This window comes from Streptomyces sp. NBC_00557, from assembly GCF_036345995.1.
In the GTDB taxonomy this organism is placed as follows: domain Bacteria; phylum Actinomycetota; class Actinomycetes; order Streptomycetales; family Streptomycetaceae; genus Streptomyces.
The window spans coordinates 4,511,282-4,535,408 of record NZ_CP107796.1 but is presented as its reverse complement, the minus strand read 5'-3'; the positions used below and the strand labels follow the sequence as shown (position 1 = coordinate 4,535,408).

Here is a 24,127-nt window from a genome sequence, read left to right as displayed (position 1 = left end):
CGGTTCTCGTCAGCGCGGCGGGCCGGGGCTCACCCGTCCCCGGTTGCTGCGCTCTCGCGACCCAGCTCGGCGAGGCGGGCAGCCGGCGGGTTCACTCCGCGCCGGCCACCCGCCACCGGCGTACCACGTCCCCCTCCGTCGTCAGCCATGTCCCGTCGCCGAGGGCCAGCGGGTCGTAACACGTCGTGCCGGGGTAGTCGACCTCGGCGACTGGCTGGAGGGTGTGGCCGTCCAGAATCAGATGGCGGTTGTCCTCCGAGTCCTCCTCCTCGGCGACGGCGGCCAGGACGCGGTCCTTGTCGAGGAAGCCCGTGCGGTACCCGACGAAGCGGAGGTCGTCCGGGAGCACCTCCTCCGCCTCCGCGAGGACGTCCGGTTGCCCCGGCTCGTATCGGCTCAGCCACTCACCGCCGACGTCCAGCTGAAGGAAAGCGCCTCCCAGACTCAGACCGGCGATCACTTCCGTCGGCAGGCCGACCGGCTCTGCTCGCAGGTGTTCGTCCTGCAGGGTTACGGCGAAGGTGAAGAACGTGTCTCCCTGGAGGGCGTCCAGGAAGACCTGCGAGGGATGAGAGATCGACTGCTTGAACGCATAACCGGCCGAGGCGGACGGCAGCTGTGCCTGCGCGACACGGCGGCCGTCGGCCAGATCGAGGGCGACGCACAGGTCGCCCGGGTAGATGCCACCCGCGCCTTCCGGCCCCGGCACGGTCACGAGCAGCCGCGTCCCTGCCGGATCAGCGATGCAGGAAGGGGAGGCGCTGGTACCGCCCCACGCCTCGGACTCGTGCGTCCAGCGCACCCGGCCATCGGCTCCGTACACGGTCACGAGACCGCCGCCGCATACGGCGAGGCCCCCGTCCGGCAGGGGAGAGGCGTAACACTGCTGCCCGGCAGACGGTGGAAACGGCCACCGGCGGACATCTCCCAGTACAAGGGAGGGGTCGTCGGCGACGCGTCCCACGGCCAGCTCCCCCTCGGCCTCGGTGATCAGCCAGTTGGCGCCGGCGCGGGTCTGAAAGGCGTCGTACCACATGAACCGCTCACCGAACCCGGGAAAGCTCTCCTCGGCCAGGAGCTCAGCGGCAAGGCGAGTGGGCATATCTGCGTACCTCTGTCTCTCGTTCAGCTGGGTGAATGGCGCCCGGGCCAGTAGAACTGCGTCTGCTGTGTGCCGTGGGTCTTCGGATGCATCGGCCCAAACATAGCCCCGCCGCTGCCGCGGATGATCGGCGCGCAGAATTCCTTGCACACGCTCTTCGACGCCGCCCCGTGGGTGGGCAACCAACCGTCCTTCACATCTGTGATGCCCTGTTGTGCGGCTTTCTGCCTGTCTGCCATGTTCCTCCTGTGGAGGAAATGCAGGATGTTTTGTTCGGCATGGCCGCCCTCCTCACCCTTGGGGATCTTCAGATACTGGTCGTTGGGAAGCGGGATCAGCCCCAGTTGCTTGGCCAGTTTCACCTGAGCCGGGTTGAGCTTCTTCTTGCTTGTGCCCGCCACGAAGGTCACGGGACCGTTCGGAGTATGCGCGTGGATGACGGAGACGGTCTGCCTCTCTCGCGCTATGCCCGGCGGCAGGACGTTGTTGATCTGCTGCGCCATGTTCTCCAGTGATTGGAGGCACGGCGCGAGCCCCATCGGGTCGGACATGGTCGCCGGGTTGTCCACGTACCCGGCGGGGTTGGGTGCGGGGTCCAGTCCGAGCGGGTCAGGGGAGAGGTAGCGGCCCGGCTCGGGGTCGTAGTGGCGGAAGTGGTTGTAGTGGAGACCGGTCTCCTGGTCCACGTACTGGCCGGGGAACCGCAGGGGCGTATACGCGGTCGCATCACGGTTCCAGGCGGTGGCGCCCCACAGCTCGGACCGGCTGTGCCAGGCGATCTCGCCGTCCTCGCCGACGAGTTCGGTAGGGGTGCCGATCAGGTCGGTGACGATCGCGAAGAAGCGGGAGTCGATGGCTGCCTGATCGTCGCCCGCCGGCCGTGTCTCGGCCTGCGCCACGGGGTGAACCCCGTCGTACTCCCAGGTCAGTGTCGTCCGCGTGGCGCCGTCGTACTGTTCCGACAGACGGCCGCCGTCCCAGGAGAAGACAGTCTCCTCGACGACCGTCCCGTCCGGTGCGTGGCGCCGCTTGGCCGTGCGGCGTGCGAAGACGTCGTAGGTGTACGTCCACAGCACGCCGTCGGGTGTGGTGCACGAGGTGAGCCGGTCCTCGGCGTCCCAGGTGTAGCGCCAGACCTCCGGCTTGCGGGACAGACGCTTGCGCCGGCGCTCGACGACACGACCGGCGGCGTCGTAGGTGTAGTGGAGGGAGCCGGCCGCGCGCAACCGTGTTCCGTCATAGGTTCGTGGGCCCCGTGCGTCGGGGTACGGCGCCCGGTCCGGCCAGGAGGCCTCGACCTGGTTGCCCTCGCTGTCGTAGAGGTAGCGCTCGGTCCAGTCCCGTGCCTCGACGCCCAGCGGGCGACCGTCGGGGTCGAGCGTGAACCGCCTGTACTCCCCCGTCCGTTGCTCGGTGACCGTGAGGAGCTGGTGGTCGGGGCGGTAGGTGTAGGCCCGGGCACGCAGCGTTCGCCCCTGGCTGTGCACGGTCTGTTCGCTGACTCGGCCGACGACGTCCCAGGAGGTGGCCAGGATGACGGCATTGTCGGGCAGGCCGAAGGTGCGCGTGAGTTCTTGCCCCACGGCGTCGTGTGTGAAGCTCAGCGCTCGGCCGGCGAGTTCCATGCGCGTACGGTTGCCGGCCGCGTCGTAGGCCTGGTGGGTGACCGTGCCGCTGGGGGTGGTACGGCCGATGCGACGGCCCACAGCGTCATAGGCGTAACGGTGGGTACGGCCGTCCACCGTCTCGGCGACGAGCCTGCCCTGCACATCCCATTGCAGTTCCATGACGGAGTGGGGGGACACCGCACGCAGCAGGCGACCCGTCGGGTCGTACTCGAAGGAGGTGACGGTACCGTCGACGTCCTTCGAGACGAGGCGGCCGAGAGCGTCGTAGTGCTGGGTGACCGTCTGCCCCAGCGGATTGGTACGGGCGACTGTGCGGTCGGTCGTATCGTGGGCGTACGTGAGGGTCCGCCCGTCGAAGTCGGTTTCGCGGACCACCCGCCCGGTCGGATCGTAGGCGTAGGACCAGGTCTGCCCGGCCGAATTGCGGACCTCGGTGAGGCGCATCTCGGTGTCGTAGGCGAACTCGTAACGCGCGCCGCCCGCCCGGATGCGGGCTGCGAGCAGACCGAAGTGGGTGTACTCGAAACGGGTCGTGCCGCCGTTTCCATCCGTCTCGGTCAGGCGGTTGCCTTCGCCGTCGTACGTCCACGTCTGCTCGGTGCCGTCGGGTTCGACACGACGCAGCAGGTGACCTTCGGTATCCCATTCCAGACGGGTGACGGCGCCCAGCGGGTCGGTGATCGAGGTGGGCCTGCGGAACGCGTCGCGGGTGAAGGTCCAGGTATGACCGAGGGCGTCGGTACGGGCCATCGGCAGACCGGCCGGGTCGGGCTGGAACGTCTCTGTGGCGCCAAGGGCGTCGGTGATCGCTGTGATGGCACCGCGCTCGTCGTGCGTGTACCGGGTGACCGTGCCGTCGGGGGCGATCATCTCGGTGTGGTTGCCGGCTCGGTCGTATGCGCACCGCCACACGGCCCCGTCGGGCCCGGTCATGACGACTGGCATGCCTCGCTCGTCGTATTCGGCGGTGGTGACCGTGCCATCGGCCTCCCGGACGGCGATGAGATTGCCGTCCTCGTCCCACGTCCATTCAGTGGTGTCGCCCGCCGCGTCCGTACGGCTCAGCAGACGGTCGTAGCGGTCCCAGCGCTGGGTGACGGTGTTCCCGAGCGGGTCCGTGACCGCGACGACCTGCCCGCGCCAGTTGGCGTGGTACACGGTGAGGTGACCGAGAGAGTCCGTGTAGGTGACGGTCGTCGTGCCGTCGGCGTTCGGCTCGCCGTACGCGATCCGGGAGTTGAGGATGCCGTCGCTACCCCGGGTGGCGACGACGCGACCCCGGTCGTCGTACTCGTACGAGAACGTGGTGCCGTGCGAGTCATGCCAGCCGGTGATGCGGTGTGCGACGTCGTATGTGAAACGCACCGGAGTATCCAGGCCGTTGCGCACCTCGCCGAGGTTGACCGCGTCGTCGTAGTCGTAAGCGCGCAGACGAACCGGGCCGTCCTCAGTGAGCAGGTGCAGGGCGGTGACGCGCCGGAGCCCAGGGTCGGCATCGACCCGGATGCGATATCCGCAGGTGTGGGTAACGGCAGTCGGGGTGCCGTCCTCGTCGCGCTCGATGGTGATGGTGTTGTGGTTCCGGTCCTCGATCCCGGTGAGCCACCACACGTCATCGTGTGCGGAGGACCGTTCGAAGGAGCGGCGGAGGCCGGAGTGCGGGTCGTCGACGGTCAGGACATACGTCGCGCCCTCACTGACAAAGGTCAGGGGCAGACGCTCTCCCTCGGCCGGTGGCACCTTGTCGCCGACGAGGTCGGGGAACCGGGGGTAGACGAGGATCGAGCCGTCCTCGCGGTACCACCACACACCGCCCGCCGAACCGCTGTTGTCCTCGAGACGTTCGTCCAGCGTCGAGCACCAGGACGGGCCGAAGAAGCGCCCGGAGAGGTATCCGGTCAGATGGGTGCGGCGCACAGTCAGCGGCAGGACACCAGCCAGGTCGACATCGGTCTGAGCGAGCACCATCTGCCCGCTGGCCATATCGACCGGGTCGCCGCACAACTGCCTGTTGTTCATCGCGCGGGCCTGCTTGGACAGATCCCCCGGGTGGAGTCCCGGACCACCGTCCAGTCCAGGGCGCCCGTGCTTCCCTCCGCCCGTTCCACCGCCCTTGCCGAGGGCGATACCGTCCAGCTTGCTGCCGATATCCAGGTCGTTGTGCTTGTGCAGGCGCGACGCGGCCTTCACCCGGTCCGGGACGGTCTCGGCTATGTGCTTGGCGATCTTGCCGAGGGCTTTTTCGGAGCCGTGCAGGGCGCCTTCCAGGACCGAGTCGAAGGCCTGGGTGAAGGGGTCCCTGCCCTTGGTGCGGCCGAAGGCACCCTTGGCGCGGCCCAGCGGGGAGGAGCCGGCCAGGTGCAGCTCGCTGCCGTGGAAGGAGACCTTGCCGGCGCCGCTCTCGAACGCCTCGTGGTCGATGAACAGGTCACCGCCCCCTGAGCCGCCACCGCCTGCGGAGGCGAGCACGAAGCCGCCGCCCGCGCCGTCCGCCGAGGCCAGTTGCATGCCTCCGTGACCGTGACCGTGGCCGTGCCCGCCGGCGCCGTTTCCACCGCCTCCGTTTCCGCCGCCGCCCCCGACGCCGGTCGGGTCGGGTGGCAGGGAGAAGGCGTCGTTCGCGAGGTTCAGGACCGCGTCCTCGACCATCGCCTCCAGCTTGGCGTTGACCGGCGCGGTGACCCGGGCGAGCAACTCGTCCACGCACCGGTCGGCCGCCTCGTCGATGATGCGCTTCACCAGCTGCCGCATGGCCGTGACCTCCGCCGCGCCGAGCACGGCGGACAGGCCTCCGGTGACGAACGCCATACCGAGCGAAAGGCCCACCGAGCCCGCCATGACGGCGAGTTCGGCCTCGGCCTTCGTCTTCATCCCGAAGATGATGTCCGCCACCACATCACAGGCGTCGGCGAACAGACGGGCCAGCTCCGGGATCTTGTCCAGGTGGCCGGCCTTGACCTGGTTCCAGTGGGTCCGCATCGAGTGGACGGCCCAGCCCCGCGAGGAGGCGAGGATCTGCTCGACCGCCTTGTGCGCGTCGGCCCCGTGCCCCTCGAACTTGTCGGCGAACTCCCGCATGGCGTCCGCCATCTCGCGGTAGTCGTCCTCGTCGACGTTCGGAAAGTTGATGCCTATGTAATCCAGGATCTCGTCGAGCCATCCAGGCAGGACGTAGCCCATCCCCCGTCAACCGCCTTCCCCGTACCAGCCAGGCACGCATCACACGTGCGAATGAATGGTAACGAGATTGCTTGACGAGGCATCAAGTTCGCGCCGCAGCCTGTGACAAGGCTGCGACGTCAGGCCTCCGGGGCCGGTTCCACCCTGGGCTTGCCCCGGCCGACCTGGGTGCGGACCGCGCCGATGCTTGCCGCGATGACCAGGGTGATGGCGGCGGCCTCGGCCAGGGAGAGGGACTGGCCGAGGATCAGGAAGCCGGCGGTGGCCGCTATGGCCGGCTCCAGGCTCATCAGGATGGCGAACGTGGAGGCGGGCAGGCGGCGCAGGGCGAGGAGTTCGAGGGTGTAGGGCAGGACCGAGGAGAGCAGGGCCACCGCCGAGCCGAGGGCGAGGGTGGTGGGGTTCAGGAGGCGGGCGCCCGCCGAGGTGATGCCCAGGGGGAGGAAGAGGAGGGCGGCCACCGCCATGGCCAAGGCCAGGCCGTCCGCCTGGGGGAAGCGGCGGCCCGTACGGGCGCTGAAGAGAATGTAGAGCGCCCACATGGCTCCGGCGCCCAGGGCGAATCCGACACCTGTGGGGTCGAGGTCGCTGAAGCCTCCGCCGCTCAGCAGAAAGACCCCGAACAGGGCCAGGGCCGCCCACAGCGCGTTGATCGCGCGGCGGGAGGTGAGGACCGAGAGGGCCAGCGGGCCCAGGACCTCCAGGGTGACCGCAGGGCCCAGCGGGATGCGGGCGACCGCCTCGTAGAAGAGGCCGTTCATCGCGCCCATGGCGACGCCGAACGCGATCACCGTGCCCCAGTCGGTGCGCGAGTGGCCGCGCAGCCGGGGGCGGCACACCACCAGGAGGACCGCCGCCGCCGCGAGCAGGCGCAGGGTGACGACGCCCGGGGCGCCGGCCCTCGGCATCAGGGTCACCGCGAGCGCGCCGCCGAACTGGACCGAGACGCCGCCGGCCAGGACGAGCCCGACGGGGCCGAACGAGCCGAAGCGGCGCGGCCCTTGGACGGGGGTGACCGGAGTCGGCGTGGCGGTGCTGGGGGTGGCGGTCACGGGCGGTCCTGTGCTTGATCGGGTTCGTTCATCTCGATGTACTACCGAGTCCAGGGTAATGGACTTCGACAGGTGCGTGAACCCTTTGGGGACTGTCCCGGATGCTGGGATTACGGCACGCCGGCTCCCGGTCAGATACCGGAGGAGGGGTGAGGGGGGTAGCCGTAGGGCTGGTGATACGCGGGGGCGTACCCGTACCCCGGCGTCTGCTCGTGCACCGGTGTTTGCTCGTACCCCTGTGTCCGTCCGTGTACCGGCGCCTCCCACAGCGGCATGCGCAGTTCGCCCGTGTCCGTCACCGCGTTGTTCTGTGAGCGGTGCAGCCGGGCGTAGGCGCCGCCCCGGGCGAGGAGTTCGTCGTGGCGGCCGGCCTCCACGATGCGGCCCGGTCGACGACGAGGATGCGGTCGGCGTCGGGGGCGAGGTTGAGGTCGTGGGTGATCATGATCGTCGTACCGCCTCAGCGGCGGGCCATGTAGAGGTCAAGCGCCTTGTGCAGGAGGCGGTTCAGCGGGAAGTCCCACTCCCCCACGTACTCCACGGCCTCGCCGCCCGCGCCCACCTTGAAGCGGAGCAGGCCGAGGAGGTGGTCGGACTCCTCCAGGGTGTCGGTGATGCCGCGGAAGTCGTAGACGTGCGCGCCGAGTTCGTGGGCGTCGCACATCATCCGCCACTGCATCGCGTTGTTGGGCTGCACCTCGCGCCTGCGTGCGGTGGAGGCGCCGTAGGAGTACCAGACGTGCCCGCCGACGACCAGCATGGTGGCCGCGGCGAGGAGGTCGCCGTCGTGGTGGGCGAGGTACAGCCGCATCCGGTCGGGGTCCTCGGCGGTGAGCGCGGTCCACATGCGCTGGAAGTACGGCAGCGGGCGCGCGATGAACCGGTCCCGGCGGGCGGTCTCGGTGTACAGCTCGTAGAAGGCCGGCAGGTCCTCGTAGCCGCCCCGGACGACCTTCACGCCCGCCTTCTCGGCCTTCTTGATGTTGCGCCGCCACTGCTGGTTGAGCCCGCGGTGGATGTCGTCCAACGAACGTCCGGCGAACGGCACCTGGCACACGTACCGGGGCTGTCCCACGGCGAAGCCCTCCTCGCCGCCCGGCTCGGACCGCCGCCAGCCCATCCGGCGCAGCCGGCCGGCCAGGTCCGCGGCGCGCTGCTCGGAGGAGGTCGGCGGCACGTCCCGCAGCCGGTGCGCGCCGGGGTCGGCGATCGCCGCCTTGACCGCCTCGGGACTCCAGCGCCGGGCCACCACGGGCGGGCCCATCTTCACCGAGAACGCCCCCAGGTGCTTGAGGTGCGCGAGCATCGGCTCCAGCCAGCGCTCCAGGTCGGGCGCGTCCCAGTCGATGACCGGCCCCTCCGGGAGATAGGCCAGGTACCGCCTGAGCTTCGGCAGCGGCCGCAGCAGCACCAGTCCGGCCCCGACGAGCCGTCCGTCGCCCTCGAACCAGCCGAGGCTCTCCGCCCGCCAGTCCTGCTTCACCTCCCCCCACGACGGCATCTGCATATGGCTGACGGAGGGACGGCCCGCCACGAAGGCGAGGTGCTCGGCGCGGGTGAGGGTCCGCAGGGTGAGGGTCATGCGCGCTCCTCGGAGATCGCAAGATCGCAGTTCCACTCACCCTACGAAGCAACCCGCCCGTCCCCCGGTTCCCGGACCGCCGGCACCCTCGGCCGGTGCGCACAGCTCAGCCCTACGGCCCTGTGCGAAGCACGGCGATCAGCCCGGCTGACCCGCGCGTTTCCCGGCACCCCGCCGCTCGCTCACCGCTCACCCGGCTGCCCCGCCTCCCGGTGTCTCCTCCTTGCGGCTCCTCGGCAGGCAGCCGCGAGGCGCCGCCGCGGCACCGTCACTCCGCACCCCCGCTCTCCCTGTCCAGGGCCTCCGCCAGCACCTCCGCCAGATGGCGGCCCCGCACTCCGGCCAGTTGCTCCAGCTGGGTGCGGCAGGAGTAGCCGTCGGCCAGGATCACCGTCTGCGCGGGCGCCTCGCGTACCGAGGGCAGGAGCTGTTCCTCCGCGCAGGCCTTCGACACCTCGAAGTGGCCCTTCTCGAAGCCGAAGTTGCCCGCCAGGCCGCAGCAGCCCCCGCTCAGCTCGCCGGTGAGGCCGGCGGCCTCGCGCAGCCGTCGGTCGGGGGTGTCGCCGAGCACCGCGTGCTGGTGGCAGTGGGTCTGGCCGGCGACCGGGCGGTCCACGGCGGGCGGGGTCCAGTGCGGGGCGTGCCGCTCCAGGGCCTCGGCGAAGGTGACGACGGCCGCGGAGAGGCGGGCGGCGCGCGGGTCGTCGTGGAGCAGTTCCGGCAGGTCGGTGCGGAGGGCGGCCGCGCAGCTCGGTTCCAGGACGACGACCGGGGCCCCGGCCCGCAGCACCGGTTCCATCAGGTCGAGGGTGCGTCGCAGGACCGCGCGGGCGCGGTCGAGCTGGCCGGTGGAGACATAGGTGAGGCCGCAGCAGACCCGGGCCCGGCGGGCGGTGAGCAGCGCGAGGGCGGGCCTTCTGCGGCCGGCGCCGATCCCGCCCCCGCGCACCAGCAGCGTCGGCGGCAGGGCCACGCGCAATCCGGCGTCCTCCAGCACCCGCACGGCGGCCCGCCCGACGGACGGCGACAGATGCTCGGTGAAGGTGTCCGGCCACAGCACCACCAGCGTGCGGCTGCCGTCCCCGGCGGGCTTCCGGCGGCGCCACCACCCGGTGAACGTCCGTGTCGCCAGCCGGGGAATCTGCCGTTCCGCCGCGATTCCGCCCAGGCGTTTGCCGGCGGCGGCCAACGGGGCGATGGATGCGAGGGCGTTGAGCAGCGGGGCCGTGCGGGTGGCGGCGGCCCAGCGCAGCCACTGCGGCAGGCGGCCCATGCTGAGGTGGGCGGCGGGGCGGCGGCGGCCGGCGTAGTGGTGGTGCAGGAACTCCGCCTTGTAGGTGGCCATGTCGACGCCGACCGGGCAGTCGGTGCGGCAGCCCTTGCAGGACAGGCACAGGTCGAGGGCGTCGCGCACCTCGGTCGAGCGCCAGCCGCCGGTGATGGGGTCGCCGGCCAGCATCTCGTGCAGCAGCCGGGCCCGGCCGCGCGTGGAGTGCTCCTCCGCTCCGGTGGCCCGGAAGGAGGGGCACATCACGGCCGGGCCGGACACGGTCGTCGTACGGCACTTGGCGACGCCGACGCAGCGGCGGACGGCGGCGCGGAAGTCGCCGCCGTCGGCGGGGTAGCCGAAGGCCACGTCCACCGGCTCGCGGGGCAGCACCGAGAAGCGGAGGTTCTCGTCCAGCCGGGCCGGGCGGACCAGCATGCCGGGGTTCAGGAGGTCGTCCGGGTCCCAGAGCGACTTGGCCCGCTCGAAGAGGGACACCAGGTCCGTGCCGTACATCCGCGGCAGCAGTTCCGCGCGGGCCTGTCCGTCGCCGTGCTCCCCGGACAGGGAGCCGCCGTGCGCCACCACCAGGTCGGCCACTTCCTCGGAGAAGCGGCGGAAGCGGCCGATGCCCGCCTCGGTGAGCAGGTCGAAGTCGATCCGGACGTGGATGCAGCCGTCGCCGAAGTGGCCGTAGGGCGTGCCGCGCAGGCCGTGCGCCGACAGCAGGGCGCGGAACTCCCGCAGATAGGCGCCGAGCCGGGCGGGCGGCACCGCGCAGTCCTCCCAGCCGGGCCAGGCCTCTCCCCCGCTCCCGGCCCCGCCCGAGCGGGAGGTGCCCCCTCCGTCCGGCAACCGCGTGGCCGTGCCGCTCGCGTCCTCGCGGATGCGCCACAGGGCGCGCTGGGCGGCCGGGTCCGTCACCACCAGGGAGTCGACCACGTCGGCCGCGCGGACGATCGCCTCCGCACGCGCGCGTGCCTCGGCCGCCGACTCGCCGCCGGTCTCCACGAACAGCCAGGCGCCGCCCCTGGGCAGCCCGGCCGGCGAGCGCACCAGGTCGGCGGCCATGCCCTCGACGGTCAGCGGCCCGTGGGCGAGCAGGCCGGCCGCGGCCTCGGCGGCGGCGCTCTCGTCGCCGTACCCCAGCACGGCCAGGGCACGCGCGCGGGGGGCCCGGACCAGCCGTACGACCGCCTCGGTGAGGATGCCGAGGGTGCCCTCGGAGCCGCAGAAGGAGCGGGCGACGTCGGCGCCCTTCTCGGGCAGCAGCGCGTCCAGTGCGTACCCGGAGATGCGGCGGGGCAGGTCCGGGAAGCCGGTGCGCAGCCGGGCCAACTCCCCCTCGACCAGGCCGCGCAGCCCCTCCGGCGCCCCGGCCCAGTCCCGCCCGAGCCGCAGCCGGGCGCCCCGGGCGGTCACCACCGACAGCTCGCGCACGCTGTCGGCCGTGGTGCCCCAGGCCACCGAGTGGGCGCCGCAGGCGTTGTTGCCGATCATCCCGCCGAGTGTGCACCTGCTGTGCGTGGACGGGTCGGGGCCGAAGCGCAGGCCGTGCGGGGCGGCGGCCTCCTGGAGCCGGTCGAGGACCAGACCCGGCTGGACGACGGCCGTACGGGTGGCGGGGTCCAGCTCCAGCAGGCCGCTCATGTGCCGGGTGAAGTCGAGCACCACGCCCGTGCCGGTGGCCTGTCCGGCGATCGACGTGCCCCCGCCGCGCGCCACCACCGGCACCCCGCGCGCCCGGCAGACCTCCAGCACCGCGGCCACGTCGTCGGCGTCTCTCGGCGCGACCACACCCAGCGGGACGCGCCGGTAGTTGGACGCGTCCATGGTGACCAGCGCCCGGGAGGCGGCGTCGAAACCGACCTCGCCCCGGACGGCGCCGCGCAGCTCCGCTTCGAGACCCGAGTGATCCGTCATGCGTCCCAGGATGCATCCGCTCACGGACAGTCACCGAAAGTTTTCCACAGCCCCGCACATATCGTCGTACGAATTCACGAGTCCGGCGCCCGGTGATCTCGTCTCATCGGACGGACACGGTTCCGCCCGGTTTCGCCCACCGGATACCCTCCGAGTCGTGGCCGACATCCAGATTCCCGCTGACATCAAGCCCGCCGACGGACGTTTCGGCGCGGGCCCCTCCAAGGTGCGCACCGAGGCGCTCGACGCCCTCGCCGCGACCGGAAGCTCCCTGCTCGGCACCTCCCACCGCCAGGCGCCCGTCAAGAACCTGGTCGGCAAGGTCCGCGAGGGGATCTCCGAACTGTTCTCCCTGCCCGAGGGCTACGAGGTGATCCTCGGCAACGGCGGCTCGACCGCCTTCTGGGACATCGCCACCCACGGCCTGATCGAGAACAAGTCCCAGCACCTGAGCTTCGGCGAGTTCTCCTCCAAGTTCGCCAAGGCCGCCAAGCTCGCCCCGTGGCTGGCCGAGCCCACCGTGATCTCCGCCGACCCCGGCACCCACCCCGAGGCGCGGGCCGAGGCGGGCGTCGACGTCTACGCCTTCACCCACAACGAGACCTCCACCGGTGTCGCCATGCCGATCAAGCGTGTGGCCGGCGCCGACGAGGGCGCGCTCGTCCTCGTGGACGCCACCTCCGGCGCGGGCGGCCTCCCGGTCGACATCGCCGAGACCGACGTCTACTACTTCGCGCCCCAGAAGTCGTTCGCCTCCGACGGCGGCCTGTGGATCGGCGTCTTCTCCCCGGCCGCGATCGAGCGCGCCGAGCGGATCCACGCCTCCGGCCGGCACGTCCCGGAGTTCTTCAGCCTGCCCACGGCGATCGACAACTCCCGCAAGAACCAGACGTACAACACCCCGGCCCTCGCCACCCTCTTCCTGCTGAACCAGCAGCTGGAGTGGCTCAACGGCCAAGGGGGTCTCGCCTGGTCGACGGCCCGCACCAAGGACTCCTCGACCCGGCTGTACTCCTGGGCGGAGGAGTCCAAGTACGCCACCCCGTTCGTCGCCGACCCGGCCAAGCGCTCGCAGGTCATCGGCACGATCGACTTCTCCGACGAGATCGACGCGGCCGCCGTCGCCAAGGTGCTGCGCGCCAACGGCATCGTGGACACCGAGCCGTACCGCAAGCTCGGCCGCAACCAGCTGCGCATCGCGATGTTCCCGGCGGTCGACCCGGCGGACGTCGAGGCGCTGACGAAGTGCGTCGACTACGTGATCGAGCGGCTCTGACCTCCCGGCACGTACGACGCTGAAGGGCGCCCGGTGACCACCACCGGGCGCCCTTCCCTTCGCGGTGCACAGCGCCGTGCGCGTACAGAGGCCCTTTGGGTACGGGGCAACGAAGCGCTTTTTCGCGGTCGCCTGCCCAGTCGCCTGCGGGGGACCCGGGCCCGCGCCCTGGTCACGGCAGGCGGGCGGCGGTCCTCACGCGGGCGTGCACGTCAGCGTCGGCGTCGCCGCGCCGCCCGGCGCCGCTGAGAAGCCGAAGCTCGTCGACGCGCCCGCGGCCAGGCTGCCGTTGTACGCGGCGTTCGTCGCGCTCACGGTCGAACCGCTCTGCGTGTACGCGGCGTTCCACATGGAGGTGACCTTCTGCCCGCCGCTCCACGTCCAGGTGACCTTCCAGGACGACAGCGCGGTGGTCCCGGTGTTCTTCACGGTGACGTCCGCGTTGACCCCGCTGCCCCAGTCGCTGCTGACGGAGTAGGCCGCGGCGCAGGCCGCCGAGGTGCCCCCGCCGCCGCCTCCACCGCCCCCGCCGGACCCGCCGCTGCTCGCGAAGAGCGGCGCCTTGATGCCGGTCAGATAGCCGTCCTTCACGGTGTCCACGGTCTGCCAGTCGTCCTTCAGGATCCCGCCCGTGTCACCGGAGTCGGGGTTCCACGACCAGAACGTCCACTGGAAGGAGTCGGCGCCGTACGTCGACGTGGGCCGCAGGTAACCCACCAGCGCCGCCAGCCACTTCTGGTCCACCGTCGACTGCAGGGTCGTGCCGAACTCGCCGACCCACACCGGGGCGATGTTCTGCTTGAAGAGGTAGCCCCAGTACTTGTCCCAGACGCCGGGCATGTTGTCCGGGAAGGACGGGTCGCTGAACCAGCTCTGCTGGGCCACGCTGGTGGCGTAGTCGTGGGCGGAGTAGACGACCCGGTTCGCCACGTCGAGCCGCACCGGGTACTGCCCGGCCCCCATCAGGTTGCCGCCCCACCAGCCCGACACGCCGTTGTACGTCTGCACGCCCTCGACGAAGATCAGCAGGTTCGGGTTGACGGACAGGACCGCGTCGCCGGCCCGTTCGGCGGCCAGACGCCAGTCGGTGGCCTGGTCGCCGCAGCCCCAGCAGGCCGGGTCGTGCGGCTCGTTGTGCAGGTCGATGCCGACGACCGTGTCCTGGCCCTTGTAGCGGGACGCGAGCGCCTTCAAGTCGGCGATCCAGGTGGACTCGGGGACCGAGGAGGTGTACCAGAGCGCGGACTGGCCGCCGGCGTCCGGGCGGTGCCGGTCCAGGATCACCTTCAGCCCGTCCTGTCCGGCGTACGCCACGATCCTGTCCATGACCTGCAGCGAGGTCAGGCCCTGGAGGTCGGCGTTCTTGCCGCTGGAGAAGTCGATGCTGTTCGGCATGGCGCCGGGCTTGAGGATGTCGTCGCTGTAGGGCAGCCGGATGGTGTTGTAACCGAGCGACCTCATCTGGTCGATCATGCTCTTGTAGTCGCGCGTCCAGAGGCCGTGGACGACCTGGTTGCCGGTCTCGAAGCCGAACCAGTTGACCCCGGCGATGCGCACCGGCTGCCCGGCGGCGTCCAGGATCTGCCGGCCGCTGGTGTGCCAGTAACCGGCGCCGGGCGCGTCGGCCGTGGCCTTCACGTGCGTCCCGGCGGTGGCCGCGTGGACGGTCTGTGCCCCGGCAAGGGGCAGGAGGAGCGCGGCGGCGGCTGCACACAGCGCTCTTCGCAGGCTGCGGAACATGTGCCTTGTCCTCTCGGGAGGCGCGGCTCGTACTGATGGAATGGGAGCGCTCCCATGCGCCGCGCACCCCTTAGAAAACGCGAGCGCCATGCCCACGTCAAGACACTCGGCACGCATCCCTTGCGAGCACACGGAGACGACGCAGACGCCCGGCCTCGGCGGCCAAGGGGCGTTCAGCCACGTCGGCGAGGTGGCGCCGAGCCCGGCACCAGGGGGCGTCGACGCTCAGCCGCGCCGCCGCAGCCGGCTGAACCCGAGGAGGGCGGCGATGCCGGCCACGACCACGACGGCCCCGACCTTCAGGCTCCCGCCGCCGGCACCGGCGTCCCCGCCGCTGTGCGCGGAACTCCCGGCGGCGGACGGCGACTTGGCCGCACCGGTGCCCGGCGCGTCCTTCGCCACCACCTCGCTGCCCGCGCCCTCGCTGCTGTACAGCAGCCGGGTCCCGTCGGCGGAGTAGGTGACGCCCTCGCCCTGCCCCTGCAGGGGCACGTCCAGCCGGCCCTCGCGCTTGATCCGGCCGCCGTTCCAGTCGTAGCGGATCCCGCCGAAGTAACCGCGCACCGCCAACTGCCGTCCGTCCGGGGAGAACGCCGCGTCGGTGGCCCACAGGTCGACGGGGGCGACCGGCCGGAACACGTTCGTGCCGGACGGGGAGAGGGTGGCCGGACCCTCGTACAGGTGCCCGCCGTTCTCCTTCTTGTCGATGATGTAGACCCGCCCGGTCTTCGGATGGACCACCAGCGACTCGGCGTCGCGCGGCCCGTCGGCGTACTTCACGACGTACTGCGTGGCGGTGACCGTCTGGTCCCGCAGCTGCTTCGGCTCGGGCAGCCGGTAGATCCACACGTACGGCCAGGTGCCGCCGAGGTTGTCGCCGATGTCGCCGAGATAGATCTCGTTGTGCGGCCCGATGGAGATGGCCTCGACGTCGCGCGGGGCGCCGATGCCGCGCAGGGTGACGCGGGCGACGGTCTTCCCGGTCCGGCTGTCCACGGCGTAGAGGTACGGCCCGTGGCCGCTGTCGTTGTGCGTCCAGTAGACGCCGGGGTGGAGGCGGGAGGCGGCGAGCCCGCTGGACTCGCTGATGCGCGGGTCCTTGAAGGTGAACCCCTGGTCGCCGTCCCCGCCGGCGGCGGAGGCGGGCAGCGCGCAGGCGCCGGCGAGCAGCAACCCGGCGAGGACGGCGGACGATCGGCGCATGTCCCAAGCCTGCCATCGTCCGCGGTCGTTCACCCTGCGGGGCCCTTCCGGGGGCCGTCGGACGTGGTGGGCCTCACACCCCGCCGGCGCGGAAGATCGTCCATCATGAGCGGATGCTCAGGTTCATGCCCGTAGGTGACTCCATGACGATCGGGAGCGCGGGCGAACACACATGGCGTTACCGTCTGTGGCGGCACCTGCGCGAGACGTACGGCGGCCCGTTCACCTTCGTCGGGCCGCGCGAGGAGCTGTACGACAAGGCCGCCGAGGCTCCGGTGTCGTACGACTACGCCGACCCCGGGTTCCCCCGCCGTCACCTGGCCGGCTGGGGCGAGGGCTGGGTGCACATGGCCCCGCTGATCGGCGAGGCCGTACGGCGGCACCGGGCGGACGTGCTGCTGGTCTCCCTCGGCCTCATCGACCTGGGCTTCTACACCAACGCCGAGCAGACGGCCGAGAACGTACGGGCCTTCATAGCGAGCGCACGCGAGGCCGACCCGCGCGTCCGCATGGTGCTGCTGCCGGTGATCCCGAACATCCGGGCCCAGGTGGACGAGCCGTTCGCCGCGCAGGTGGACCAGTTCAACGACCTGCTGGCGAAGTGCGCGGCCGACCTGGACGAGCACCAGTCCCCGATCCTGCTCGCCCCGCGCCCCGAGGGCTACGACATCCACGCCGACACGTACGACGGCACGCACCCCAACGCGAGCGGCGAGCACCGGATCGCGGCGGCGTTCGCCGGGGCGATGTGGGAGGCGTGGGGAATCGGACAGGCGTACGCGGCCGGAACAAGCTGACCGAATTCCGCCGCTTCCCCGTCACCGTGCGTATCGTTGAACCGCGCGGCTGCACTCGTCCGTTGGGGCAGCCGGGGAGGAGCGCCACGATGACCGTCCTTGAAGACAGGATCGAGATGGCCGAGGAGAGCGGCGAGCTGACTCTGGACGACCTGTTCGAGTCGCTCGAGCGGACCACCCCCGAGGGATACAAGGTCGACATCGTCGAGGGGGCCATCTTCATGTCGCCGCAGCGGGACACCCACTGGGAGATCATCGCCGACATCTACGAGCAGTTGCGCACCAAGTACCCGCGCAGGCGCGTCAAGTCGGACGTCCGGATCGACTACCCCGGCCACCTCAACGGCTTCTGCTCCGACGTCACGCTCGTGGCCGAAGGCGCCGAGAAGACACCCGGGGGCCTGTGGCGCTGTGACGACGTCGAGTTCGTGGCGGAGGTCATCTCCAAGGGCACGGGACACAACGACTACGGCCCCAAGAAGACGGCCTACGCCACCGCCGAGGTCCCGGTCTACCTCATCGCCGACCCCTACCAGGGCAAGTGCCACCTCTACACCCAGCCGAAGGACGGCGACTACGTCAGCGAACTGACGGTCCTCTTCGGAGCGGACGTCGACATGACCACCACCGACCTGGGCCTCACGCTCAAGACCGAGGAGTTCCCTCGCGACTGACGCGCCGGATGCCAGGATGCGGCTCATGACCTACGGCTGCATCGCCTCCATGGAGACCACTCCGGCTCCCGCGACGAGGTCGTCGCCATCCCCCTCGGCGCCGCCGACGGCCTCCGCGCGGCCGGCTGCGACGCGTAGGTCGTGGGCCTCGCCGACGATGACGACGTGACGATCCGGGTGACCGAGGTCTGGCGGAGCAAGGAGCACCACGACGCCTCCCTGGAACTGCCGCAGGCGCGGGAGGCGACCGGGAAGGCCAGCCCCTGCTCACGGGCCAGTTCGCCAAGCGGGAACCGGCGGTCGCGGGCGGCCTCGGCCTCGGAGCCGGTACACCTCCGGTCGAAAGCCCTTGCTTAGAGCGCACTTCAAGCCGTTGGCTAGAGGACCATGAAGTACACGCAGCTTGGACGCACGGGACTCAAGGTCAGTCGGCTCGTCCTCGGGACGATGAACTTCGGACCGCAGACGGACGAGGCCGACAGCCACGCGATCATGGACGCCGCCCTCGACGCGGGCATCAACTTCTTCGACACCGCCAACGTGTACGGCTGGGGTGAGAACAAGGGGCGGACCGAGAGCATCATCGGCAACTGGTTCGCCAAGGGCGGCGAGCGCCGCGACAAGGTCGTCCTCGCCACCAAGGTCTACGGCAACATGGGCACCGACGGGCAGCCGGCCTGGCCCAACCACGACAAGCTCTCCGCGCTGAACATCCGGCGCGCGGTGGACGCCAGCCTCAAGCGGCTGCAGACCGACTACATCGACCTCTACCAGTTCCACCACATCGACCGGGACACCCCGTTCGAGGAGATCTGGCAGGCCATCGACACCCTGGTCCAGCAGGGGAAGGTTCTCTACGTCGGCTCCTCCAACTTCCCCGGCTACAAGATCGCCCAGGCCAACGAGGTCGCCGCGCGCCGCGGCGGCACCATCGGCCTGGTCAGCGAGCAGTGCCTGTACAACCTCGCCGAGCGGCGCGCCGAGATGGAGGTCATCCCGGCCGCGCAGGACTACGGCCTCGGGGTCATCCCGTGGTCGCCGCTGCACGGCGGTCTGCTCGGCGGCGTGATCAAGAAGGAGGTCCAGGGCGGCCGCCGCGCCTCCGGCCGGGCCGCGGACACCCTCAAGGACCCGGCCGCCCGCGCCCAGATCCAGGCGTACGAGGACCTGGTCGACAAGCACGGCCTGGAGCCCGGCGAGGTGGCCCTGGCCTGGCTGCTGACCCGGCCGGGGGTGACCGGTCCCATCGTCGGCCCGCGCACGGCCGAGCAGCTGCAGTCGGCGATCAGGGCGACGGAGCTGGAGCTGAGCGAGGAACTCCTGACCCAGCTCGACGAGGTCTTCCCGGGTCCGGGCCCGTCCCCGGAGGCCTTCGCCTGGTAGTACCGGGTGGGGCGTGCACCCCGTAAGGGGCGCGGGGAACTGCGCGACGGGCCACGACGGCGCCGCAGCCGAGGAACCAGCCGCAGTTCCCCAGCCCAGCCCAGGCCTACCTGACCGCCGCAGCCACGGCGACCACGACGAACATCAAAACAAGCACACCGGCCATGATCCGGTTCCGTGTCTTCGGGTCCACGTCATCGAGCCTAACCGGCCCCGCCCAGGGACCAGCGGGCGACCACCTCGTAGCGCGGCTGCTCGCCCGCCACCCCCGAGCGCGGCAGAAAGCTCCGCACCAGCGCCAGCTCGTTCACCGTCCAGGTCCTGCCGGTGAACTCGCGGAGCAGCTCGACATACGGCCGTACGTCCACCGAGTCCCGGCCCCGCGCCACCGTCAGGTGGGCCTTGTACCGGCGGTGCTCCCCCATCGGCACGCCCGCCCTCCGCGCGGCCGACTCCGCCCGGTCGGCCAGCAGCCGCAGCGCCTCCACCTCGCCGAGGGCGCCGGTCCACAGGGCCTTGCCGCCCCCGAACTGGCCGCCGCCGGAGAGGGCCAGGGCGAAGGGCGCCGTACGGTGGGCCGCCCGGGCCAGGCGGTCCGACAGGTCCGGCACGAGGTCGTCGGCGACCTCGCCGTAGAAGGCGAGGGTGAAGTGCCAGCCCGGCCGGTTGGTCCAGCGCAGCCGCTCCGCGCCGGGCAGCGTCTTCAACCTGGCGACCTCGGCGGCGAGTTCATGGACGACGGGCTCCGGAGGAAGCACCGCGGCGAAGAGTCTCATGCCTTCACCATCGCAGACGGCGGTGGGCATGATGAGTCAATGACGATCACCATCCGCGACGGCGGCCCCGACGACATCCCCGTGATACTCGCCATGCTCGACAGCAGTGTGGAGTGGCTGGTCTCACAGGGCCGCACCGGCCAGTGGGGAAGCAAGCCGCTGTCGGAGAACCCGAGGGTCGCGGAATCGGTCGCCGGGTACATGGACAAGGGCAGCACGTACATCGCCGAGGTCGACGGCGTACCGGCCGCGACGCTCACCCTCAGCGACGCGCCCGGTGCCTGTCTGTCCCACCTCCCGCCGCCCGGCGAGCCCGAGCGGTACATCCACTGGCTCGCCTCCGACCGCCGCTTCAAGGGCCACGGCGCCGGGGCGGCCCTGCTCTCCCATGCGGCCGAGGTGACCCGGCGGGCCGGAATCTCCCTGCTGCGCGTGGACTGCTACGCCGGCGACGACCGCAAGCTGGTCGCCTTCTACGAATCCAACGGCTTCACCCCGACGGAGACCTACACCTCTGGCGAACACAACGACTGGCCGGGCCAGGTACTGGCGAGGCGGGTGCTGTAGGGGCTCGCCCGCCGGCGCAGGCAGGCGAGCCCTCTGGGGGCGCGGGAGCTGTGCCGATATGCGGCTCCGCCGCGCGGGCGCGACCCGCCACGACGCGCCCGCACCCGGCAACGGCCGGCACCCCGCGGCGCCCCCGCCGGAGGCCTACGCCGCCGTCGCCAGTTCCTCCCGCTCCCGCGGGACGAAGCGGACCCGCGGATGCCCGTGGTGCCAGCCCACCGTCAGGCGCAGGCCGCCGACGCGGGCCAGGACCAGGCCGACGACCGCGGCGGCCGCGGCCGAGACGACGCCGCCGAGGGCGAAGCCGATCCGGGCGCCGTAGGTGTCGGTGATCCAGCCGACGACGGGCGCGCCCAGCGGCGTACCGCCCATGAACACCATCATGAACAGGGCCATCACCCGGCCCCGCATGGCCGGGTCGGTGGCCATCTGCACGGCGGTGTTCGCGGTGACGTTGACCGTCAGGCCGCAGACCCCGATCGGCACCATGAGCAGCGCGAACAGCCAGTACGACGGGGCCAGCGCGGCCACAACCTCCAGCGTGCCGAAGGCCAGCGCGGCGGCGGTCAGGACGCGCAGCCGGGCCGTGCCGCGCCGGGCGGCGAGCAGGGCGCCGCACAGGGAGCCGACGGCCATCAGGGTGTTGAAGAGGCTGTAGGAGCCGGCGCCGGAGTGGAAGACGCCGTTCGCGTAGGCCGACAGCCACACCGGGAAGTTGAAGCCGAAGGTGCCGATGAACCCGACGAGGACGATCGGCCAGATCAGCTCGGGCCGCCCGGCCACGTACTGCAGCCCCTCGCGCAGCTGGCCCTTGCCGCGCGGTGCGCGCTCGGCGACGTGCAGCTCGCGGGCGCGCATCAGCAGCAGGCCGGCGATGGGCGCGACGAAGGACAGGCCGTTGGCGAGGAACGCCCAGCCGGTGCCCACACCGGTGATCATCACACCGGCGACGGCCGGGCCGACCAGGCGGGCGGACTGGAAGTTCGCGGAGTTCAGGCTGACCGCGTTCTGCAGCTGCTCGGGGCCCACCATCTCGGAGACGAAGGACTGCCGGGCCGGGTTGTCGACCACCGTGGCGAGGCCCACGGCGAAGGCGGCGACGTAGACGTGCCAGACCTGGACATGGCCGGAGAGCGTGAGGAAGGCGAGCACCAGGCCCGCCACGGCCATGGCGGACTGGGTGACCAGCAGCGCGGGGCGCTTGGGGAGCCGGTCGACCAGGACACCGCCGTACAGGCCGAACAGCAGCATCGGCAGGAACTGCAGGGCCGTGGTGATGCCCACCGCGGCGGAGGAGCCGGTGAGGCTGAGGACGAGCCAGTCCTGGGCGATGCGCTGCATCCAGGTGCCGGTGTTGGAGACGACCTGGCCGAGGAAGAAGAGGCGGTAGTTCCGGATCTTCAGCGAGCTGAACATCGAGGACGTGCGGGCGGTGCGGGTCGTGGGGGTGGTCGGTGCGGGGGCGGAAGGTGTTCCGGATCCCGTACTCAAAAGCGTTCGCCTCCTTGTTTCTGGTCGTTCACCTCCGGGCGCCTTGAGCCGGTGCCGAGAGGCCGATCGCGCTCACCCCCTCGGGCCTCCGCGCGTTCGGCCTCTCGGCACCGGCGCGCCCTGCGGTTCACTCCTCCGACAACAGCGGGCTTACAGGTGTGCGAGCTTCTCCAGCACAGGGGCGGCGGCGCGCAGGGTGGCCCACTCGTCCTCGTCGAGGCCCTCGACCAGGCCGGCCAGGAACGCGTTGCGCTTGCGGCGGCTCTCCTCGAGCATCGCCTCGGCCTGCTCGGTCTGGGTGACGACCTTCTGGCGCCGGTCCTCGGGGTGCGGCTCCAGCCGGACCAGCCCCTTGGCCTCGAGCAGCGCGACGATGCGGGTCATCGACGGCGGCTGCACGTGCTCCTTGCGGGCGAGCTCGCCCGGGGTGGCCGAGCCGCAGCGGGCGAGGGTGCCGAGCACCGACATCTCCGTCGGGCTCAGCGACTCGTCGACCCGCTGGTGCTTGAGCCGACGGGACAGCCGCATCACGGCGGAGCGGAGTGAGTTCACGGCGGCAGCGTCGTCGCCATGGGTGAGGTCCGGCATGTTCTTTAGGGTATCTCATTACCCTGCCTAAGGACTACCGTGACACGCCGGGAGGCCCGTGATACCCGCCACTGAACCCATCGATCACCCGTATGAGTGAGTCGGTTCCGGAAAGTGACGCATCGGGGCCCCGGATGTGGCGACCCTCGTACGCATGGGGACCAGTGTGCTCAGCCTGCGGATAGACGGGGAGCTGCTCGAGAGGCTCCGGCACCATGCGGCGAAAAGAGGAATGAGCGTGCAGGACTATGTGGTCCGCACGCTCATCCGGGACGACTTCGACGAGCGGTTCCAGGCCGCCGTCGAGGAGACGGAGAAGTTCTACGGCGTCGGGTGACGCCCGCCGGTCAGGTGAGCCCCAGGGCCGGCATCAGGTAGTAGAAGGCGAAGACCGCCGACACCACGTACATGGGCACCGGGATCTCGCGGGCCCGGCCGGCCGCCAGGCGCAGCACGGTGAAGGTGATGAAGCCCATGCCGATGCCGTTTGTGATCGAGTAGGTGAACGGCATCATCAGCATCGTCACGAACGCCGGGATCGCGATCGTGTAGTCGGCCCAGTCGATCTCCTTGACCGAGTTCGACAGGATCAGGAAGCCGACCGCGATCAGCGCCGGGGTCGCCGCCTGGGACGGCACCATCGTGGCGACCGGGGTGAGGAAGAGGGCGACGGCGAAGAGGCCGCCCGTGACGACGTTCGCCAGGCCCGTGCGGGCGCCCTCGCCGACACCGGCGGTGGACTCCACGAACGCGGTGGTGGCCGAGGAGGAGCTGGCGCCGCCCGCCGCGACCGCGAGACCGTCGATGAACAGGACCTTGTTGATGCCCGGCATATAGCCCTCGGCGTCCGTCAGCTTCGCCTCGTCGCCGACGCCCATGATCGTGCCCATCGCGTCGAAGAAGCACGACAGCAGGACCGTGAAGACGAACAGGACGCCGGTCAGCACGCCGACCTTGGAGAAACCGCCGAACAGGCTGACGTGACCGACCAGGCCGAAGTCGGGGGTGGCGACCGGGTTGCCCGGCCACTTCGGCACGGTCAGGCCCCAGGACGGGATCGTGGTGACCGCGTTGAGGATCACCGCGAGGACGGTCATGCCGACGATCGAGATGAGGATCGCGCCCGGCGTCCTGCGGACGATCAGCGCGAAGGTGAGCAGCACGCCGAGGATGAAGACCAGCACCGGCCAGCCGTGCAGATGGCCGCCCACGCCCAGCTGGACCGGGACGGTGGTCTGCGCCGCGTCCGGCATGCGCGTGATGAAGCCGGAGTCGACCAGGCCGATCAGCATGATGAACAGGCCGATGCCGATCGAGATCGCCTTGCGCAGCCCGAACGGCACGGCGTTCATCACCCGCTCGCGCAGGCCCGTGGCGACCAGCAGCATCACCACGAAGCCCGCGAGGACGACCATGCCCATGGCGTCCGGCCAGGACATCCGGGGCGCCAGCTGCAGCGCGACGACCGAGTTGACGCCGAGGCCGGCGGCGAGCGCGATCGGCACGTTGCCGATGACACCCATGAGGAGGGTGGTGAACGCGGCTGTCAGCGCGGTCGCCGTCACCAGCTGGCCGTTGTCCAGGTGATGCCCGTACATGTCCTTCGCGCTGCCGAGGATGATCGGGTTCAGCACGATGATGTACGCCATCGCGAAGAAGGTGGCGAAACCGCCGCGGATCTCACGGGCGACGGAGCTGCCGCGCTCGGAGATCCGGAAGTAGCGGTCGAGCGGGCCCTGGGCGGGCGCACCGCCCGGGATTTCGGGGGTGGGGACCTTGGCGGGTGCCGAGGTGGACATGCGTTACCTCATCACCAACGGGGTTCCCCCGAGCCCTGTTGGAGTTTCGTACGAACAGAAGTGGACACAGACAAACGGTTTCAGTATGAACGTATGAGT

General features: G+C 70.9%; 18 protein-coding genes and 1 pseudogene. 6 read left to right on the top strand and 13 right to left on the bottom strand.

Features of this window, described 5'->3' with window-relative positions:
* Positions 1-91 precede the first annotated feature (91 nt).
* The 6 genes and pseudogenes from OG956_RS19570 to OG956_RS19545 form a co-directional block, all read right to left on the bottom strand.
* Positions 92-1,102, bottom strand: coding sequence for a hypothetical protein (locus tag OG956_RS19570; RefSeq protein WP_330339262.1), 1,011 nt, complete (start codon positions 1,100-1,102; stop codon positions 92-94).
* Between the two features lie 23 nt (positions 1,103-1,125).
* Positions 1,126-5,910: an RHS repeat-associated core domain-containing protein gene (locus tag OG956_RS19565; RefSeq protein ID WP_330339261.1), complete on the bottom strand. Its 4,785-nt coding sequence runs from the start codon at positions 5,908-5,910 to the stop codon at positions 1,126-1,128.
* Positions 5,911-6,029: 119 nt separating this feature from the next.
* Positions 6,030-6,962, bottom strand: a complete 933-nt coding sequence (locus OG956_RS19560) for an EamA family transporter (RefSeq protein ID WP_330339260.1) — start codon at positions 6,960-6,962, stop codon at positions 6,030-6,032.
* 131 nt (positions 6,963-7,093) lie between these two features.
* A pseudogene (locus tag OG956_RS19555) lies at positions 7,094-7,422 on the bottom strand (ABC transporter ATP-binding protein); the annotation flags it as partial.
* Positions 7,423-8,544, bottom strand: a complete 1,122-nt coding sequence (locus OG956_RS19550) for a lipid II:glycine glycyltransferase FemX (RefSeq protein ID WP_330339259.1) — start codon at positions 8,542-8,544, stop codon at positions 7,423-7,425.
* A 268-nt stretch (positions 8,545-8,812) separates the two neighbouring features.
* Entirely contained in the window at positions 8,813-11,734 is a 2,922-nt protein-coding gene (locus OG956_RS19545; protein ID WP_330339258.1) for an FAD-binding and (Fe-S)-binding domain-containing protein, read from the bottom strand.
* Between the two features lie 157 nt (positions 11,735-11,891).
* Here OG956_RS19545 and serC point away from each other — a divergent pair, with 157 nt between their 5' ends.
* Positions 11,892-13,010: a phosphoserine transaminase gene (serC, locus tag OG956_RS19540; protein ID WP_330339257.1), complete on the top strand. Its 1,119-nt coding sequence runs from the start codon at positions 11,892-11,894 to the stop codon at positions 13,008-13,010.
* A 195-nt stretch (positions 13,011-13,205) separates the two neighbouring features.
* Here serC and OG956_RS19535 read toward each other — a convergent pair whose 3' ends face one another.
* Positions 13,206-14,750 carry a cellulase family glycosylhydrolase gene (locus tag OG956_RS19535; RefSeq protein WP_330339256.1) on the bottom strand — a complete coding sequence of 515 codons (1,545 nt, stop codon included), beginning with the start codon at positions 14,748-14,750 and terminating at the stop codon, positions 13,206-13,208.
* Between the two features lie 225 nt (positions 14,751-14,975).
* The gene (locus tag OG956_RS19530) at positions 14,976-15,953 is read right to left on the bottom strand and encodes a WD40 repeat domain-containing protein (RefSeq protein ID WP_330339255.1); all 978 of its coding nucleotides are present in this window, start codon (positions 15,951-15,953) and stop codon (positions 14,976-14,978) included.
* A 113-nt stretch (positions 15,954-16,066) separates the two neighbouring features.
* On the opposite strand from OG956_RS19530, the gene OG956_RS19525 reads away from it, so the two are divergent.
* The gene (locus OG956_RS19525) at positions 16,067-16,750 is read left to right on the top strand and encodes an SGNH/GDSL hydrolase family protein (RefSeq protein WP_330339254.1); all 684 of its coding nucleotides are present in this window, start codon (positions 16,067-16,069) and stop codon (positions 16,748-16,750) included.
* Between the two features lie 89 nt (positions 16,751-16,839).
* Positions 16,840-17,424: a Uma2 family endonuclease gene (locus OG956_RS19520; protein ID WP_330339253.1), complete on the top strand. Its 585-nt coding sequence runs from the start codon at positions 16,840-16,842 to the stop codon at positions 17,422-17,424.
* Positions 17,425-17,454: 30 nt separating this feature from the next.
* Here the strand turns inward: OG956_RS19520 and OG956_RS19515 are convergent, their stop codons facing one another.
* Positions 17,455-17,634 (bottom strand): hypothetical protein, encoded by a 180-nt coding sequence (locus OG956_RS19515; RefSeq protein ID WP_330339252.1) that lies wholly within the window; start codon positions 17,632-17,634, stop codon positions 17,455-17,457.
* A 177-nt stretch (positions 17,635-17,811) separates the two neighbouring features.
* On the opposite strand from OG956_RS19515, the gene OG956_RS19510 reads away from it, so the two are divergent.
* Positions 17,812-18,807 carry an aldo/keto reductase gene (locus tag OG956_RS19510; protein ID WP_330339251.1) on the top strand — a complete coding sequence of 332 codons (996 nt, stop codon included), beginning with the start codon at positions 17,812-17,814 and terminating at the stop codon, positions 18,805-18,807.
* A 203-nt stretch (positions 18,808-19,010) separates the two neighbouring features.
* Here the strand turns inward: OG956_RS19510 and thpR are convergent, their stop codons facing one another.
* Positions 19,011-19,583 (bottom strand): RNA 2',3'-cyclic phosphodiesterase, encoded by a 573-nt coding sequence (thpR, locus tag OG956_RS19505; protein ID WP_330339250.1) that lies wholly within the window; start codon positions 19,581-19,583, stop codon positions 19,011-19,013.
* Between the two features lie 39 nt (positions 19,584-19,622).
* On the opposite strand from thpR, the gene OG956_RS19500 reads away from it, so the two are divergent.
* On the top strand, positions 19,623-20,150 hold the full coding sequence (locus OG956_RS19500) for a GNAT family N-acetyltransferase (protein ID WP_330339249.1): 528 nt from the start codon (positions 19,623-19,625) through the stop codon (positions 20,148-20,150).
* Between the two features lie 144 nt (positions 20,151-20,294).
* On the opposite strand, the gene OG956_RS19495 is transcribed toward OG956_RS19500, so the two are convergent.
* Positions 20,295-21,641 carry an MFS transporter gene (locus OG956_RS19495; RefSeq protein ID WP_330339248.1) on the bottom strand — a complete coding sequence of 449 codons (1,347 nt, stop codon included), beginning with the start codon at positions 21,639-21,641 and terminating at the stop codon, positions 20,295-20,297.
* Between the two features lie 150 nt (positions 21,642-21,791).
* Positions 21,792-22,229, bottom strand: coding sequence for a MarR family winged helix-turn-helix transcriptional regulator (locus OG956_RS19490; RefSeq protein WP_330339247.1), 438 nt, complete (start codon positions 22,227-22,229; stop codon positions 21,792-21,794).
* Between the two features lie 154 nt (positions 22,230-22,383).
* Here OG956_RS19490 and OG956_RS19485 point away from each other — a divergent pair, with 154 nt between their 5' ends.
* Entirely contained in the window at positions 22,384-22,566 is a 183-nt protein-coding gene (locus OG956_RS19485; protein ID WP_330339246.1) for a ribbon-helix-helix protein, CopG family, read from the top strand.
* 10 nt (positions 22,567-22,576) lie between these two features.
* Here the strand turns inward: OG956_RS19485 and OG956_RS19480 are convergent, their stop codons facing one another.
* Entirely contained in the window at positions 22,577-24,028 is a 1,452-nt protein-coding gene (locus tag OG956_RS19480) for an NCS2 family permease (protein WP_330339245.1), read from the bottom strand.
* Between the last annotated feature and the right edge of the window lie 99 nt (positions 24,029-24,127).

What these genes read in the sequence shown, in the direction of transcription:
- OG956_RS19570 (WP_330339262.1), bottom strand. Translation starts at nt 1,102, where the DNA reads ATGCCCACTCGCCTTGCCGCTGAGCTCCTGGCCGAGGAGAGCTTTCCC.
- OG956_RS19565 (WP_330339261.1), bottom strand. Translation starts at nt 5,910, where the DNA reads ATGGGCTACGTCCTGCCTGGATGGCTCGACGAGATCCTGGATTACATA.
- OG956_RS19550 (WP_330339259.1), bottom strand. Translation starts at nt 8,544, where the DNA reads ATGACCCTCACCCTGCGGACCCTCACCCGCGCCGAGCACCTCGCCTTC.
- OG956_RS19545 (WP_330339258.1), bottom strand. Translation starts at nt 11,734, where the DNA reads ATGACGGATCACTCGGGTCTCGAAGCGGAGCTGCGCGGCGCCGTCCGG.
- OG956_RS19535 (WP_330339256.1), bottom strand. Translation starts at nt 14,750, where the DNA reads ATGTTCCGCAGCCTGCGAAGAGCGCTGTGTGCAGCCGCCGCCGCGCTC.
- OG956_RS19530 (WP_330339255.1), bottom strand. Translation starts at nt 15,953, where the DNA reads ATGCGCCGATCGTCCGCCGTCCTCGCCGGGTTGCTGCTCGCCGGCGCC.
- OG956_RS19525 (WP_330339254.1), top strand. Translation starts at nt 16,067, where the DNA reads ATGCTCAGGTTCATGCCCGTAGGTGACTCCATGACGATCGGGAGCGCG.
- OG956_RS19520 (WP_330339253.1), top strand. Translation starts at nt 16,840, where the DNA reads ATGACCGTCCTTGAAGACAGGATCGAGATGGCCGAGGAGAGCGGCGAG.
- OG956_RS19510 (WP_330339251.1), top strand. Translation starts at nt 17,812, where the DNA reads ATGAAGTACACGCAGCTTGGACGCACGGGACTCAAGGTCAGTCGGCTC.
- thpR (WP_330339250.1), bottom strand. Translation starts at nt 19,583, where the DNA reads ATGAGACTCTTCGCCGCGGTGCTTCCTCCGGAGCCCGTCGTCCATGAA.
- OG956_RS19500 (WP_330339249.1), top strand. Translation starts at nt 19,623, where the DNA reads ATGACGATCACCATCCGCGACGGCGGCCCCGACGACATCCCCGTGATA.
- OG956_RS19490 (WP_330339247.1), bottom strand. Translation starts at nt 22,229, where the DNA reads ATGCCGGACCTCACCCATGGCGACGACGCTGCCGCCGTGAACTCACTC.
- OG956_RS19485 (WP_330339246.1), top strand. Translation starts at nt 22,384, where the DNA reads ATGGGGACCAGTGTGCTCAGCCTGCGGATAGACGGGGAGCTGCTCGAG.
- OG956_RS19480 (WP_330339245.1), bottom strand. Translation starts at nt 24,028, where the DNA reads ATGTCCACCTCGGCACCCGCCAAGGTCCCCACCCCCGAAATCCCGGGC.